Genomic DNA, 16371 nt, shown 5'->3' with positions numbered 1-16371 from the left:
TTATTTATGATCTTTGTGATAATCATAGCCAGAAACAATTGAATCGACTGAATTATGTTTAAAGCGAATACCTGCCCACACCGCCATATACACATGGATCACTACAAAAATAATGAAGGCCCACGTTAAATAATGATGATAAATCCGCAGTGGCGCTAAACCACCACAAAGAGCCGTTATCCATGCCGATACATCGCCAAGCATTCCGCCTACACCTAAGTGGTACACATTAGCGTAAAGCACTAAGCCTGTGATGCAAATAATCAACGCAACAAACGAAATGGCTACATAGGTCATAAACTGTAATGGCCCGTAAACCCCAGCTTTGTCTAATTTACCCATCCAAAGATAAGATTTTAATTGCGCAATCCAGCTTTTTATACTCAACACATCTTTAAACGAACGTCTTTCGATGTTATTTCGACTAAAGAAAAACAAGTAAAAACGCACAAAGGTAATGCTGGTCAGCAAAAATCCGAAAATGATATGAGCAAACCGGATCCAACCTTGCACCAATACATCTGAGCTAGCAGGCGCCACTAAAAATGGCCACGAGATATAAAACCCAGTGATCACTAATACCAAAATCGACAGCGCACGCAGCCAGTGAAATATTCGAATCGCTGGAGTAAATATCAACTGCCTATTATGGGTTGCAATATGTTCCATACTTTTATCCCTCCTACTCTATTACCTCTGATTAAAACCCATTTGGATCAATTTTAAATTGACCTAAAGTGTGTTTCTTGTAATCCATCACGTGTACTGAACACGCCATACAAGGATCAAAGGAATGAATAATGCGAATGACTTCTAATGGCTTGGTTGGATCTTCAAGTTTCAAACCAATCAACGAGGCTTCATAGGGACCCATTTTACCGTTAGCATCCACAGGGCCTGCATTCCAGGTAGTGGGAACCACAGCTTGGTAGTTTTCAACTTTGCCATCTTTAATGCGGATCCAATGACTTAACGTACCGCGAGGTGCTTCAATCATCGAATAACCTTCATAAACGCGATCTGAATCAATCTCAGGTTTAACGTAAGTTGATTCATCCGACTGCATATTAATCAGTAAGGCATCAAAGGTTTGTAAACTGGCTTGACCGACTAACACGGTTTGTAACATGCGTGCAGCAGTACGACCTAAGGTGGTAAATAGCGCTTCAAGCGGCAAACCAGTGCGAGCTAATAAACCATCTACCGCATTGACCACAGGTTGATTACCGCGCGCATAGTTAACTAATAAGCACGCTAATGGACCCACTTCAATCGGTTCGTCTTGATAACGCGGTGATTTAACCCAGGTGTATTTACCATCACCATCAATAGTCGGCAACTTGCCATACACAGTGTCGCGTTCAATAAAGCCAGTGTAATCAGGAATGGTGGTTCCTTCATACGGATGTTGAGGGCCATCAGCTTTATACCAAGCGTGGGTAACATCTTCTTTAATTAAGCTTGGGTCAATGTCCAATACATTGGCTAAATCGCCGTTTAAAATGACGCCCTGGTTAAATAAATATTCACCATCGGAGGTAATAAAATCTTCACCACTCATGAAGCTGTTAACATTCACGCCACCAAGCACGCTCGGTTCAGTGCCAAACGCTTCCGCCGCCATCACAATATCAGCTTGATAAGCTCGCTCAATAAAGTCTTGAACGATAGCGTGTTTTTGTTTCCACTCTTGTAAACGCGCTGGGCTTAACATGTCACGTACTGAGGTCACGCCGCCCACAACAATAGACTGTGGATGTGGTGATTTACCGCCAAAAATAGCCAACATTTCAGCAGCCACACGTTGTACTTCAAGTGCTTTTAAGTAATGGGATAGTGCAATCAAGTTTTGTTCAGGGCTAAAACGATAAGTACCATTGCCCCAATATGCATTGGCAAAGGGCCCCAGTTTTCCGGTTTCAACTAAGCCTTTAACCCGTGCTTGTACGGCTTTGAGTTCACCTTCACCGGCAGCAATCGGCGCATCAGAATATTTCATCGCCACTTGAGCGGCTAGTGCTGGGTCAGCACTCAATGCCGATACCACATCCACCCAATCCAAGCCGTGTAAATGGTAAAAATGCACGATATGGTCATGCATGTATAGCGATGACTGCATAATGCTGCGCAGGTATTTAGCATTAAGAGGGATCTTAACTCCGAGGGCATTTTCTACCGCTTCAGTACCGCAACGATAGTGCGAATAGGTACATACGCCACAAATACGCTGCACAATTAAGCCCACATCCATTGGAGTACGGCCTTTTAAAATAACCTCAATACCACGCCATAAGGTCGACGAAGACCAAGCTTTAGTAATGACATTATTATCATCAACTTCAACTTCGACACGTAAATGGCCTTCGATGCGGGTGATAGGGTCAATAACGACACGTTTACTCATGATTACTCCTCCAAAGGCTTAACAAAGACGCTAGCAACTGCATGAGCGCCAATACCGACAACGGTCGCGCCTAAAATGACCGCACCAATGGTGTCAGCTGTGGCATCAACGCCATGTAAAAGTTGGCGTCCGAGTGGTTTTTCAAAATCAGCCATATCATCCCAGAAATTCGGTTCAGAACACCCCATACAGCCATGGCCAGCTAACACAGGCCAACTAGTGTGATGGTTAAATCGTTCAGTAGGGCAGTTGTTATAGGTATAAGGGCCTTTACAGCCTACTTTGTATAAACAGTAGCCGTCTTTTGCGCCTTGGTCGCCAAATTCTTCCACAAACTCGCCCGCATCAAAGCGGCCACGACGTTCACAGTTATCATGTACACGAGCGCCATAAGCCCATTTAGGACGATTAAACATGTCCAGAGCCGGTAACTTACCGAACATAATGTAATACATTAATGTACCGACAATGTTCTTTTCACTCGGAGGACAACCGCCTAAGTTAATCACCGGCTTATCGACGACTTCGTAAACACCTTTTGCACCAGTGGGATTAGGCGCAGCGGCTTGTATACCACCAAAGGCTGCGCAAGTACCTACTGAGATAATGGCCGCGGCGTTTTCAGCCGCTTCTTTAACAATGTGCAAGCCAGTGTGGCCTTTACAACCTACGGTTAAAAAAGTGCCGTTATTGGCAGTGGGGACTGCACCTTCAACCGCCAGTAAATAGCGACCTTTATAGGTTTCCAGTGCGTGTTCTAAGTTTTCTTCTGCTTGCCAACCGGCGGCTGCCATTAACGTTTCGTGATATTCGAGCGAGATATGATCGAAAATCAAGGTGTCTAGGTTGGGCGAGTCGCTACGAATTAACGACTCGGAGCAGCCTGTACATTCTGCCAAATGTAACCAAATTAGCGGCACTCTGTCGGCTAATTCAGCTGCTTCGGCAACCAAGGTACTAAAGGGTAGGGGCAAGGCAAACATTGCGGTGACCGAGGCGGTCCATTTAATGAAGTCTCTACGAGTTATCCCGCTATTGGTCATTTTTTGTTCTAATGACACGGGCTGACGTTGGGCAAATTGGCGCAAATAATCAAGGCGTTCTTGGCCTTGTTTATAAAGGGCTGCATGTGTGTCCATGTTGATACCTTATGCTTAAGTTAGCTCAATAGCTAAAAAATAGTTGCAATCTATCGGTATCAATATTAAAACGCGGTTAAAAAACGGCTTTGATGTAAATCAACTTGGGGATATTTACTCACTATAAGTAGGGTCTTAAAGTCAGATTTTTGATGTTGATCATGTTATTTAAGAGAATTCGTGACAAATAGTCTCGGATTTTCATTATATAGAGCCTGTCATCGGGTACTTCTGCGGGTGATAGTGTCGAAACTTGATTGTGTAGATACCATCAAGGTTGGCCAAAAAACGATCTTGCTGCTACGGGGGAACACAACAAATGGGGAAACACCACAAGCGGGGGAATTAGAAACAATGAGAGTAAAGATAGAGAGTGCAAATAGACATTCAACGACTCAGACATCACTTAAGCATTTATCCAAAGGAGGCATTTGGATGAACAGGCTAAGGATGAGTTAACGGCTAAGCCTCTGTAATAGAAGTGTTAATTGTGAGGGTGCTAACTTTTAGAATATTTGATGTAAATAAACAGTGACAACAGAATAACCCCGCCACCAATGAGCTTTTGCATTTCAACCACTTCATCAAGCACGCTGATCGATAATATTAATGTCCAAATGGGTTCTAAAATCATGATCAGCGAAGCGGTTTCAATTTTAACGCTAAACTGGCCGACAGTTTGGAGCAAATAACGCACACTGGTTGCGATAACCGTTGATACCGCAAACCAAAATAGTACATGACCATTAATCTCAAAACGTTCAGGTGAAACCGCAGCCATAAACACACTGCCTACAATACCAACCATGAATAATTGTACGCAGATGGATGTTAACGGTTTTATATTGGTCAAGACCCGCTTATTCAACACAAAATGCAATGACAGCAGTGCCGATGATAATAAGAAAAACCACTGGCTATTATCAACTTGCCAGCCAGTTGTGATGGTCAATAACATAATGCCTATACAAGTAATAGGCAGCGATATCCAAAACATGCGGTTAGGTTTTACTTTGAATAATAGCCAAGAAATAAACGGGGCAATAATCATCGCCAAACTCATGATAAAAGCTCCCTCAGAGAGGGTATTAGAAATGGTAATGGCGTGAACCCAAACTTCAATCGAAGCGGCTAGCACTATGCCAACGCCACCAAGCGCTGCAATTTGCTTAGGCCTGAGTGCAAAAATCTGCTGATAACAAAATGGCCATAAAATCAGACTCGCCATTAAGAAGCGGGCAGCAATAAACATCTCTCCAGGCATCTCTAAAATAACAAGTTTGGAGGCTATCCAACCCACAGCAGCAAGCATTGTGGCCAGTAATAAGAATATTTTCCCGCGCAATGCTTCTGTTTTCATTAAACGGTTAGTTCCAGCTGAGGGATGGGAAAAGGGGCAAGGCTCTTGGTCAGTCGCAATGATACGAGAAAACCAAAAGAGATGTCGTGAGTGATAGACTGCAAATAGGCACGAAGCGATACCAACCTAAGGTTAGAATCGCTCACCTGTTAACCTTAACTTGAGCTGAGGTTATATTAGCTTGGGCTGTATTTGGGGTAATCAGTATACCCGCGTTCACCACCACCAAATAATGTCTCTGGGTTGTGAGACGCTAATGGATAGTTATGCTTAATACGGTTTACCAGATCTGGATTGGAGACAAATGGTCGGCCAAAACCAATCATATCTGCTACACCAGCATCAATGGCCTGAGATCCATTTTCGCCGTTGTAACGTCCCGCATAAATAAGCACACCTTTATAAACGTCGCGAACCGTATCTTTAAATACTGTTGGCGTCTCTGGGGCATCATCCCAATCTACTTCAGCCACATGGATATAGACTACATTGAGGCTATTAAGTAATACAGCCGCGGCAATGTAGGTGTCTATCGGTGTTGCATCAACAGTACCATTTAGCGATGTGAATGGCGCAAGACGAACACCAACACGATCAGCGCCAATGGCCTGCGTCATTGCGGCAACCACTTCGCCAAGAAAACGCAAACGGTTTTCAATACTGCCGCCATATTCATCGGTACGATTATTCGCTTCAGAATCGATAAACTGGTTAATCAAGTAACCGTTAGCGGCGTGCAGTTCTATGCCATCAAAACCGGCTTCAATCGCATTTAACGCTGCTTGACGATACTCGCCAATCACATGCTCAATGTCAGCTTTGCTCATTTCTCGTGGTATGACAACATCAACAAAACCGGGTTCGTTACCGTTATCAACAAACACTTTTACATTTTCTGCCTTTAGTGCGGAAGACGAAATAGGTTGTTGACCACCGATATTATCAGGGTGAGACACTCGACCAACATGCCAAAGCTGGGCGAAGATAATGCCATTTTGTGCATGAACCGCTTCAGTGACCTTCTGCCATCCGGCAATTTGTTCTGCAGAATAAATACCTGGCGTCCATGCGTAGCCTTGGCCCATTACTGATATTTGGGTGCCTTCTGTAACAATAAGACCTGCTGATGCTCGTTGAGCATAATATTCAGCCATCATCTCATTGGGGACATTACCCGGTTGGGTTGAGCGCGAGCGCGTCATTGGCGGCATAACAATACGATTGTTTAAAGAGAGTTTACCGAGCTGTATTGGTTGAAATAGTGCATTGTTCATTCTGTATTCCTCTTTACTTGCTAATTTGGATAAGTTCAATTTGGTATCCATCAGGATCGACGATAAAGGCGATGTGGGTTGAGCCACCTTTTACCGGTCCTGGTTCACGGGTTACTTTGCCACCGCGTGCTTTAATGTCATTACAGGCACTATAAATATCCTCTACACCCAGCGCAATATGACCAAAAGCATTACCATGGTCATACTCATTGGTATCCCAGTTATAGGTTAATTCAATTGTGGTGCTGTCTGCTTGAGTGCCATAACCCACAAAAACTAAGGTGTAGCGGTAGTCTTTGTTTTCGGTTCTTTCTAGCACTTTCATACCCAGCACATTGATATAAAACTCAATTGATTTTTCTAGGTCAATGACCCTTAACATAGTGTGTAAAAATTTCATAAATCTCTCTTTAGACCGTCTATTTTGACCGTCACGTTAAAACGCATCACTGAACTCGAAAGGAACAGTATACGTTGTGCGTATTGATGATGAGTTATTGCCGATGGGAACAATATACGCTAAAACAATGAGAACATTAAATTATGATAGTTTATCATTTTAATAAAATTTTGTTATTAATTGGCTTCGAACAATGAAATATCAAATGCTTTGCTACAAAAATTTCAAAAATAGTTTTGCCTCAAAAATGATATAAAAACAGAAAACCAACAATGTGATCACCCTCATAGTACAAGTGCAAACTGCCTTTAACATCACTAATAACCTCAAAAAAACGCTCATTTTTGCGCATTTCCCCACGATAATACACAGTCCCATTAATTAGTTTTTATTAATTAAAACAAGATAGTAGCTTGTTTTTTATTTCTGCAAAAGAGTATTGCGCCAGTTGCGTTGAAGCATCAATGAAGCCGTGATGAAATATTTTGGTCAAATAAACATTGGGAAGCATTATGAAAACCAGATTAACCATTGCTGCGATATTACTTGCAGCTATTTCGATGCCCGTCTTATCGGAGACGGTAAAACAAGAAGTACCGCAAGCCATTCTACCTATGCACGAAACATCCAAGCCGATTACGTTTGATCACTTGCGTCACGCACAAGTGGAATGTACTCAATGCCATCACCAAAACGAACAACGCGCAATGAGCTTTACCTCCTACAAATGTGCAAGCTGTCACTCTACCGCGAAGAAAGACAAGTCTGAAGATAACGCTTACTTCAACATCATTCATGGTCGTAAAGCACTGCCAGGTGATCTTGGAACTCGCTGTATGTCTTGTCATATCAAAGAGCAAAAGACCAGAAGTAAAGACAAGCCTAGCTTAACTGGATGCACAAATTCCGGCTGCCATAAATAATAATTTGAATTGAGGTAATTATGAGTATCGACCGTCGTACATTAATAAAATTTATGGGCATTGCTGCTGCAAGCGCATCAACCACAGTCGCATTTGGTAGTAATGCAAGCAGTGCAGCTCCCGTGTCTACACGCAAACTATTTGAAGAAGTTAAACTAGGCACATTAACCCTAAAAAACAGACTTATCCGTTCTGCTACGTCTCAGTATCGCGCCACTGTCGATGGTGATCCTACTGAAGATTTGATGCGCGTCCATCGCGAACTCGCTCAAGGTGGAGTTAGTCTTATCATCACCGGTCTGACTTACATAATGAAGGACGATCAATATGGCCAAGCGGGTACGGGCTTATATGAAGACTCTCAGATCGATTTATATCAAAAAGTGGTCAAAAATGCCCACGATCATGGCGCTAAAATAGCCGTACAGTTAGCAATGGTTGGCCCACAGAGTGACTATCGTATTGACCACCGCGTAGTCTATGGCGCATCTAAAGTGCCACACCCTATTTATGGCACAGTGCCAAATAAAGTCATGACTAAAGATGACATTAAATTTGCCATTCAATCATTTATCGATGCCGCTCTCAGAGCTAAAAAAGCGGGTTTCGATGCCATTGAATTGCATTTCGCTCACAATTATCTAGTGAGTCAATTCTTATTCCCTTACTACAACGATCGAACCGATGAATACGGCGGCCCAATAGAAAACCGTGCTCGGTTTGCGTTTGAAATTTTAGAAGCCGTTCGTGGCGCTGTCGGTGCTGACTACCCAATTATTGCCAAGGTTCATGGCCGTGATTACTTGGGCAGTCAAGCGGGTGGTAATACTCAAGATGAAAACCTATTTGTCATTAAAGGCTTAGTTAAGCGTGGTATTACGGCATTGGATATCAGTGGCGGTAATAAAGTGCGCGGAATGGGGGAGTTTCATCCTGAGCTTCAGGACGAGAAAGACCAATCCTATTTTGCCGATGATGCTAAATACATCAGCGAACATGTTGATGTTCCAATGATGGTGACTGGGGGCAATCGCTCACCACATCTAATGGAAAAAATTCTCGCAGAAGTTAGCAATATTGAAGCATTTGGTTTTGGTCGAACCATGTTATCTGAACCAAATTTAGCCAACAACTGGAAACAAGATCCAAACCACAAGCCACGCTGTTTGTCGTGTAACTGGTGTATCGCCAACTATGGCACTCAAAAATCGCAATGTGTTCTCAATGTATCGCGCGCCTATATCCCTGCCGGGCATTAACTATTTAACCAATTTATTGAGTTGGTTTACCTAATTGACCGCATAAAAACTAATAACTCAGTGCGGTCATCAACATTATTGATGGAAATATTAACGATGAACAAAACAAAAATATTTACCCTACTTGCTACCGCAACAATGTTAAGCAGTCCAGCCATAGCCGCAGATAATTATGATATTGGCGGCATGGTACGCGCAAATTATGCCTATGTGGACTATGACGATGCATCTCAAGATAAACTCGGTGATATGAAATTTGAGGTTGCGGCAATTTCGTTTAACGGCGAAAAAGACGATTTTGGTGTCTCTATGGAATATCGCTTGAGAGCTGATTTTGATGCCATTAAACATGGTTTTGCTTACTACAAGCCTAATGACAACACCACGATTAGAGCGGGTATCGCCAAGGTTCCATTTGGTAATATAGGATATATTTCTAATAGTTATTGGTTAAGTTTACAGTATTACGTAGGCTTTGAGGATGACTACGACGCAGGTTTTTCTGTTCAGTACGATGGCGATGGTTACCGCACCGATGTGGCTTTCTTCAAAGGTGCTGAAAACTCTGCATCATTAACCAATCGGTTCGCAGCCGATCTTTACACTGGTAATATTAATGGCACCGAGTACACCGCAGAGGAGTCAAATCAAGTTAACTTGCGTCAATCCTTCTTTGTTGACACTTTTGGTATAAAATCTACTATTGGTGCATCGGTTGAGTATGGGCAAATGTACGACAATGCTACCGGTAATAATGACAATCGTTATGCATATGCCGTCCATTATGACGGTACAATGGATGCGTGGAATGTGCAGGCTCAGTACCTGAAATACCAATTTGATACCGCCACATCGGATCAAAATGCCGTGGCAATGAGCGTATGCGGTGGTGCTTATGAGATTGCATCAGAAGCCTCTGCAGTCACCGTCAATGTATCCAGAAAGCTTACCTCTGCTTGGGGTGATTTAAAAATCTACAACGACTTTAACGTATTGATGCCTGAGCAAGACGAATTCGATAATAGCTATCAGAACGTTACCGGTATCAGTGTTGCAAACGGGCCACTCTTTGCCTGGTTCGATTTTATTGTGGGCAAGAACATGCTTTGGTCTTCACGTAGTAATCATGTTGGCTTGCAAGATGCCTTTGGCGATTGGGACAAAAAAGTAAACATCAATCTTGGCTACTACTTCTAAGATAACAGACATAGGCCAGTCCATGCGATTGGCCTAATTACTTGATAGGGTAGACATACTCGATAGGTTACACCGATGACAAAAGAAAAGATGTTGAATGAGTACGTAACCTTAGACGAGCTGCGGATTTTATTAGCTGTCTATAATTCAGGTTCTATAAGTTGTGCCTCTGTTGATATTGGTGTCATGCCGTCAACAATCAGCCGCAGCCTGTCGAGATTAGAAACTAAGCTCGGTACATCATTAATAATGCGTAACACCAGAAAGATTGAATTTACTGCGGATGGACTGAAGTTACTCGCCCATGCCAAAGAGATCACCGCATCAGTGAACAACATTGAGGATGAATTTAGATCTAATGGTGCGACGCCATCGGGTACCTTACGGATTAATGGTGCATCACCGGTATTAGTTCACCTCATCAGCCCCATTCTAAAGAAGTATTTAACCCAATATCCACAGGTCAATATTGAGTTACAAAACAACGAAGAGATAATTGATATTATTGAGAAGAAAGTAGATATTGCGCTGCGCGTCGCGCCACTGACTGAAAATAGCTATCAAGTTACTCACATAGGCTCGAGTAAACGACGTTTATTGGCCAGCTCAGAGTATCTTCGTCAGTATGGCTTTCCTAACTCAATAGAAGATTTAAACAATCACATATTACTCGGTCTTGAAGGCCCCTCGATCCTTAACACATGGCCGATTGAAGATGGTAAAAGTCAGAACCTTCGGGTTTCTCCCCGTGTTGTAGCTTCTAGTGGTGAAGTGTTAAGAAAAATGACCCTGTCTGGCACAGGTATAGCGTGTATCACTGACTTTATGACCAAAGCAGATCGTAATAGCGGCAAGTTAATTGAGGTATTAAAAGATCAAACAATTGATGAAAAAAGAGAAATCAGTGCGGTGTGCTATCGCGGAACGAGCTCCTCTATCAAGGTGTTATCCTTTATTGAATTTTTGAAAAAGGAGTTACCCAGCCTGCTATAAGCTTTAATATTGATTTGCTGTCAAAGCATTACCAATACAGCGCGTTACCAGTCAACATTAAGGGTTTGTTGAATTAAGCCGCTATGCGGCAGGGAAAGATAAACAACATCTTAATTGTGTTAATGTCAATATAATGAACTGTCGATTTAATTAATGTTACCAATCTATGCTGGTTAACATACAGACATCATAACAATATCAAGGATAAACAAGTTAAAACAATATCTTCTCTATTTAAACCTTTAATGCATGTCGCGGGCAAACATCAATGCGCATTATCTAATGTTTAGGTGTATATCGGTCAATTTGTTAGTTATTTGCGTAACACAAACATCATCAGCACCATATTTGCGCACTAACAGACGCCCAAATTTCGACCCAAGGTATAAACGAATTACCAACATAAAGATTAGTGATTTGTTGTACGGATTGACGGGTTGATTAGAACGGCAGTTGCTCACCGCTAACATCATAAAACTGACCGGTATTGTGAATAGATAAATTGTTAATCACTTTGATAATCCTAAGCGCGGAATCATTAACCTTTACCTGTGCAGAGCTGCCGCCCATTTCAGTTTGCACCCAGCCAGGATGAACAGAGACCACCGCGACATTATCATCAACAAGTTCAGTCGATAAATTGATGGCTAGCATATTGGCTGCGGCTTTAGACATTCGGTAACCATACCAATCGACACCTTGTGGTTGTGATAGCGATCCCTTAGAAGACGAGATAATCGCTATTTTGCACAAACGTGTTTTATTCAATAGAGTTAGTAAACAATGGGTTAAAAATAATGGCCCGAGCGCATTCACTTTAAAACACATTTCAGCGTCAGCATAATCGATAGCATGGATACTGTGATTATCTCGATCTAAAAAGCCCGCATTATTAACAATTAAATCGAGACTAATATTTTGCTGACGGAGCTTATTCGCTAAGCGATTGATTGTTTCAGGACTCGTGATATCCATCGATTCAATGAATAATTTGTCAGTAAACTGAGCCTTTAAAGACATAAGATCAGTCTTTGTCGCGTCATCTCTACAGGTCGCTATGACGCTGCAACCGTTGACAAGATATTGCTCTGTTAACGCTAGACCAATGCCTCTATTCGCACCGGTGATTAATACCACTTCACTATTCATTAAAAACCTCTAAATCGATTGTTTTATCTAATTATTCTGATAACTTCTTCTGATAAATATAGATGCAAAATATAGATGTAAAACATTGATAAATATTATCTTGTCGTTGTGCCATTGTGGATGTAAATCGAAATGTTTATTCTGTGCTGCGATAGGAAGAGTAATACCAACAATGCGGCAGTATTACGATCAACCACAATGGCTGAGTGATCATTGTCATGCTCTGCTTGTTCCTCGTATACTTGCTCTGAATTCATAAGCTGGTGGCTGTAAATGAGCGTTCAACATACTCGCGCGAACTACCTTGCTCAAATGACCAGCTGCGAAGTAACTATTTGGACGTTGCAGCAATGCTTAATGTATTGAGAGCAGCCGATATTTTGTTAATAACCTTATCGCAGCCGGCAATATTATGACGCAGTTTAATGTACTTCGGGTTGTTATACGACAGCCAAACCTTGTTATCAGCATCCTCGCTAATCAATACCTTTTGTGGCAAGTCAATTGCGACAAGCTGGTTACACTGCATCAATTGGGTGCCGATGTTAGGATTTCCGAAAATTATCACTTCAGTTGGCTTCAGTGCTAAGTTCACTGCGGCGGCATTTTTTTGATGATCAATTCGGGAAAAAACCGTAAACCCTTTATCTTTTATGATTGTCTCAAACCTATCTGCCGTTTCTTTGGCCGAGTAATGGCTTGCAACAGTGATAAGGCTCTCTAACGCGTAAGCATGAGTCGAAGCGAATAAGACGGCAACGGCTAAGCAAATATTTCTAATCATAAAGTCACCTATTAGGTATGTTTGATGAATAGTGGCACTTCGGCATAAAACGCGGGCACAAGCAGCGTTATAAAAATAGTGATAAATTCTTAGCTAAGCATTTGTTCTACGCGAGCGCTAATATGAATTAAGTTATGAATTAAGTTTCAGGGCACTTTATCAGCGCGTCCCTAATTTAACTGCAGTACCCAAAGTCATTATTTTGGACGAACCATCCATAACGTCCCGGCTAGGAATGGTTTCAGTCGCGGTATAAATCATAAATCCGCCATGAAAAATTAAATTTAAACCATCGTACTGCGAACAGGCTTAAATAGGAATTCAATTAGTGATACTTAAGTGATCCCCCCAATACTGCTGTTTACTCCTTAGGCGCATATCGTAATGAAGAGACGTAATGAAGAGACGTAATAAAGAATCGTAATGTATACGATCCATCAAGTGCTGGTGGACGTAATATGCACCAATAAATTAACCTACTAATTATATATTGGTTTTTATTTGAACAGTTGCACGGAACAATGCGTAAATATGCAGTTAAATGAATGGAAGATAAAAATCCTTGCAGGGTAAGCCTTTTGTTTTTGCATAAATAAGAATATTTATTCGATTATTATGTGAGGCTAATCCGCGAGTATAGTGCCGTTATTTGGACTGCTCTTTAGACCGCTTTTCGGCATGTTTACGCTATAGACATGGTATGCACATGTTGTAAACTCAGCATGCTTTTTTTGTTTTACTTCGAGGTATGTTTGGCTTCACATCATTCTTTGCTTAATCATCAACGTCATTTTGAACGTATAGGGCCTGACTATCGTAATGGCGATTCGGTCAGTTTTCTCGACATCAAGCATACCTTTGGTTTGCAGCATATCCGTGTCGGTAAATGGGTTAATCGAGAAGAGTCTGCGCTTGCGGCAAATCTAATATTTGATTCGCTAGCCGACTTAGCCAATATTCTAGGCGTGCCGCCTGAGCTCATTGGCTTACGTGGTAGTTTGCGCTTTGCCTTTGGGCATGGCGGCCAAAAGGGGGTTCAGGCACATTATTCACCAGCATATCGTGAGCTAGCCTTAGCTAAAAATGCCGGAGCAGGGGCGTTAGCCCATGAGTTTTGGCATGCATTCGATCACTATATCGCTGACAAAATGTTTATTGATGACAGTCTGTTGAGCCCAGATGCCTACATGAGCGGTGCTAACCGATATGCTTGTGCCACCGACCATTGGCTTGCCGACAAATCGTTAATTGCTCATCCACTTAACCAGCAATTATCCAAATTATTCGAAATCACCTTTTTGAATGCCAGCAGCCAAGAGCCACACGGTTCTTTACTCGATGCTGCTTTACCAGGTGTAACCTCATCACATGCTTCCTTACCACATGAGTACGTGCGGCGCTCAATTGCATTAGATAAACTGCAACGCAGCCAATATTTTGCTAAACCTACTGAAATGATGGCTCGCGCCTTTGAAGCCAGTATTGAAATGTATTCACAAGCCAATGCCGATATAACTAACCCTTACTTAGTCAACAGCACTATCAACTCCCCCTTAGCCAAACACGGCGCTTATCCAGACGCACAACATTGCGCTGAGATTTACCAAGCCCTATTGGCATATTTTGAACCTTTGGGAATCGCGTTTGATAAGCAGAACGGGTAAAGCAGCCCAGAGTAGAATGCACAGTCTTGAACGAGATAAATGACCTTGAACGAGATAAATAGCCTTGATATGAATGTACAGTCTCGAATGAGATAAATGATCTTGTACGAGATAAATGGCCTTGAACGAGATAATCGCCCTTGAGCAGAATAAGCAGTCTTGAATCCAATAGCCTTGAGCTAGATAAGCACTAAACTAAATGTTCACTGTCATGAGATCGTGCAACTACATGTTAAGTTTAGATAATAAAAAAGGCCCAGCTTAATAGCTAGGCCTTGGCGTTTTAGATTGGTAAAGGTATTGAAGCTTATTGCTAACGACCCATAATGAATAGCTTATATCTACCTTGAACAATACCGTTAATGGCTTGCTTATAACCCATTACTCAAAACCAATTACTCAACACAAATTATTCAAAACTCATTGCTCAAAATAATTGTTTATAAAGAATGGCCCTTTAGTAATGGTTTACTGTTTTTTATAAACCACGCCGTCTTTCATCACAAAGGTGACGTTTTCCATTAGGCTGATGTTATCCAGCGGATTGCCGTCTACGGCGATAATGTCGGCCAAGAAACCCGCTTTGATCTGGCCTAAATTATCTTGTTTTAGCAGTGCGGCACTATTTACCGTCGCGGCCTGCAGGGCTTGAGACGGTGTCATACCAAAGGTCACCATGCGTGAAAACTGTTTACCATTGTCTCCATGGGGATAAATAGCCGCATCTGAACCAAACACCATCTTGGCGCCGGCCTTAACGGCTTTTCTAAAGCTGTCACGCTGGGCTTGTGACACTTGCTTTTCTTTATTGATATTGGCTTCTGGTACGCCATTCGCCGCGCCGAAGGCTAGGGTGTATTCAGTGTTGTAAATATCGCAAGACAAATAAGTGCCCGCTTTCAATGCCATTTTAATGGCTTCATCATCCATAAAACTACAATGTTCAATGCTGTCGATACCCGCGCGTATCGCATCTTTAATGCCGCTAGTACCATGGGCGTGGGCGGCGATAACAAGGCCTCGCAGATGGGCTTCATCCACGGCAGATTTGAGCTCTTCATAAGTCATCTGCTGGGCGCCAACTTGGGTGCCTTTAGAAAATACCCCGCCAGTGGCACAGACTTTAATCGCATTGGCACCGTATTTAATGTTTTCACGTACTTTAGTGCGCACTTCCCAAGGGCCGTCGGCAACACCCTGGGCTTGGGCGTGGGCTTCTGGTGCGGGGAAGTTGTCGTCACAATGACCACCAGTGATCCCTATTGCATTACCCACGGCCCATATGCGTGGTCCTGGGATATCACCTTCGTTAATTCCATCGCGAGTAGCAATGACGGAATAACCCGATGCGCCTAAGTCTCGCACTGTAGTAAAGCCTGCAAGTAAGGTTTTCTGGGCATTTTTAACCGCTTTAACGGTTTGTCTTGGCACTGAATAATTCATCGACTCTAAAAAGTTATCTTCAGCATCGCCAGATAAATGCACGTGCATATCCATCACCCCAGGCACCAGCGTTTTACCCTTGAGATCGACCAAGTTGTAATCGGCTTTATTGGTGATGTTTGCAGCGGTGGTAACCTTAATTATTTGATTGTCTGATACGATAATCGCAGCATCATTAACACTTTTACCTTTAGCAACGTCGATATAAGCATCGGCTAAAATCAGCGTGTCTTGGGCAAAAGCAGGGCAAAGAACCGAGGCTCCTAAGCTTAGGCTAAGGGCGATCTTAATCGCATTAATTTTATTATTTTTTAAAGGCGAGGCCATTTGTAAAAATCCTTGGTTGTTATTGTTAGGAGCCGACATTGTTTATTTTGCATCG

14 protein-coding genes are annotated in these 16371 nt (G+C 42.4%); 5 read left to right on the top strand and 9 right to left on the bottom strand.

Annotated elements, in window-relative coordinates; all coding sequences use genetic code 11:
* From cybH to gloA, 6 genes are all read right to left on the bottom strand, one after another.
* Positions 1-669 (bottom strand): Ni/Fe-hydrogenase, b-type cytochrome subunit, encoded by a 669-nt coding sequence (cybH, locus tag AAEY93_RS03530; RefSeq protein ID WP_101031256.1) that lies wholly within the window; start codon positions 667-669, stop codon positions 1-3.
* A 31-nt stretch (positions 670-700) separates the two neighbouring features.
* Positions 701-2404 (bottom strand): nickel-dependent hydrogenase large subunit, encoded by a 1704-nt coding sequence (gene hyaB / locus AAEY93_RS03525; RefSeq protein WP_101031258.1) that lies wholly within the window; start codon positions 2402-2404, stop codon positions 701-703.
* Between the two features lie 2 nt (positions 2405-2406).
* Positions 2407-3543 carry a nickel-dependent hydrogenase small subunit gene (hyaA, locus tag AAEY93_RS03520; protein WP_351075023.1) on the bottom strand — a complete coding sequence of 379 codons (1137 nt, stop codon included), beginning with the start codon at positions 3541-3543 and terminating at the stop codon, positions 2407-2409.
* Positions 3544-4042: 499 nt separating this feature from the next.
* On the bottom strand, positions 4043-4903 hold the full coding sequence (locus AAEY93_RS03515; RefSeq protein ID WP_351075021.1) for a DMT family transporter: 861 nt from the start codon (positions 4901-4903) through the stop codon (positions 4043-4045).
* Between the two features lie 176 nt (positions 4904-5079).
* Complete coding sequence (locus tag AAEY93_RS03510; protein WP_351075019.1) at positions 5080-6177, bottom strand: alkene reductase; 1098 nt, start codon at positions 6175-6177, stop codon at positions 5080-5082.
* A gap of 13 nt (positions 6178-6190) precedes the next feature.
* Positions 6191-6577: a lactoylglutathione lyase gene (gene gloA / locus AAEY93_RS03505; protein WP_101031265.1), complete on the bottom strand. Its 387-nt coding sequence runs from the start codon at positions 6575-6577 to the stop codon at positions 6191-6193.
* Between the two features lie 512 nt (positions 6578-7089).
* On the opposite strand from gloA, the gene AAEY93_RS03500 reads away from it, so the two are divergent.
* The 4 genes from AAEY93_RS03500 to AAEY93_RS03485 all read left to right on the top strand — a co-directional run bounded on the left by AAEY93_RS03500 (position 7090) and on the right by AAEY93_RS03485 (position 10949).
* A complete protein-coding gene (locus AAEY93_RS03500) occupies positions 7090-7500 on the top strand; it encodes a cytochrome c3 family protein (RefSeq protein WP_101031267.1) in 411 nt (136 codons plus the stop codon).
* Between the two features lie 20 nt (positions 7501-7520).
* Positions 7521-8759: an NADH:flavin oxidoreductase gene (locus AAEY93_RS03495; protein ID WP_351075016.1), complete on the top strand. Its 1239-nt coding sequence runs from the start codon at positions 7521-7523 to the stop codon at positions 8757-8759.
* A 96-nt stretch (positions 8760-8855) separates the two neighbouring features.
* On the top strand, positions 8856-9956 hold the full coding sequence (locus AAEY93_RS03490; RefSeq protein WP_351075014.1) for a putative porin: 1101 nt from the start codon (positions 8856-8858) through the stop codon (positions 9954-9956).
* Positions 9957-10031: 75 nt separating this feature from the next.
* The gene (locus tag AAEY93_RS03485; RefSeq protein WP_351075012.1) at positions 10032-10949 is read left to right on the top strand and encodes a LysR family transcriptional regulator; all 918 of its coding nucleotides are present in this window, start codon (positions 10032-10034) and stop codon (positions 10947-10949) included.
* Positions 10950-11390: 441 nt separating this feature from the next.
* Here AAEY93_RS03485 and AAEY93_RS03480 read toward each other — a convergent pair whose 3' ends face one another.
* Both AAEY93_RS03480 and AAEY93_RS03475 read right to left on the bottom strand, forming a co-directional pair.
* Complete coding sequence (locus tag AAEY93_RS03480; protein WP_351075010.1) at positions 11391-12098, bottom strand: SDR family oxidoreductase; 708 nt, start codon at positions 12096-12098, stop codon at positions 11391-11393.
* A gap of 331 nt (positions 12099-12429) precedes the next feature.
* Complete coding sequence (locus tag AAEY93_RS03475) at positions 12430-12882, bottom strand: DUF302 domain-containing protein (protein WP_351075008.1); 453 nt, start codon at positions 12880-12882, stop codon at positions 12430-12432.
* A gap of 752 nt (positions 12883-13634) precedes the next feature.
* Between AAEY93_RS03475 and AAEY93_RS03470 the strand changes: the two genes are divergently transcribed.
* Positions 13635-14546, top strand: a complete 912-nt coding sequence (locus tag AAEY93_RS03470; RefSeq protein ID WP_502959547.1) for an LPD1 domain-containing protein — start codon at positions 13635-13637, stop codon at positions 14544-14546.
* Between the two features lie 468 nt (positions 14547-15014).
* On the opposite strand, the gene AAEY93_RS03465 is transcribed toward AAEY93_RS03470, so the two are convergent.
* Positions 15015-16316: a Xaa-Pro dipeptidase gene (locus AAEY93_RS03465; RefSeq protein WP_351075004.1), complete on the bottom strand. Its 1302-nt coding sequence runs from the start codon at positions 16314-16316 to the stop codon at positions 15015-15017.
* Between the last annotated feature and the right edge of the window lie 55 nt (positions 16317-16371).

The organism is Shewanella sp. CAL98-MNA-CIBAN-0140 (assembly GCF_040309905.1).
GTDB classification, from domain to species: domain Bacteria; phylum Pseudomonadota; class Gammaproteobacteria; order Enterobacterales; family Shewanellaceae; genus Shewanella; species Shewanella psychromarinicola.
The sequence above is the reverse complement of the archived record's forward strand: the minus strand, read 5'-3'. Positions and strand labels throughout refer to the sequence as shown.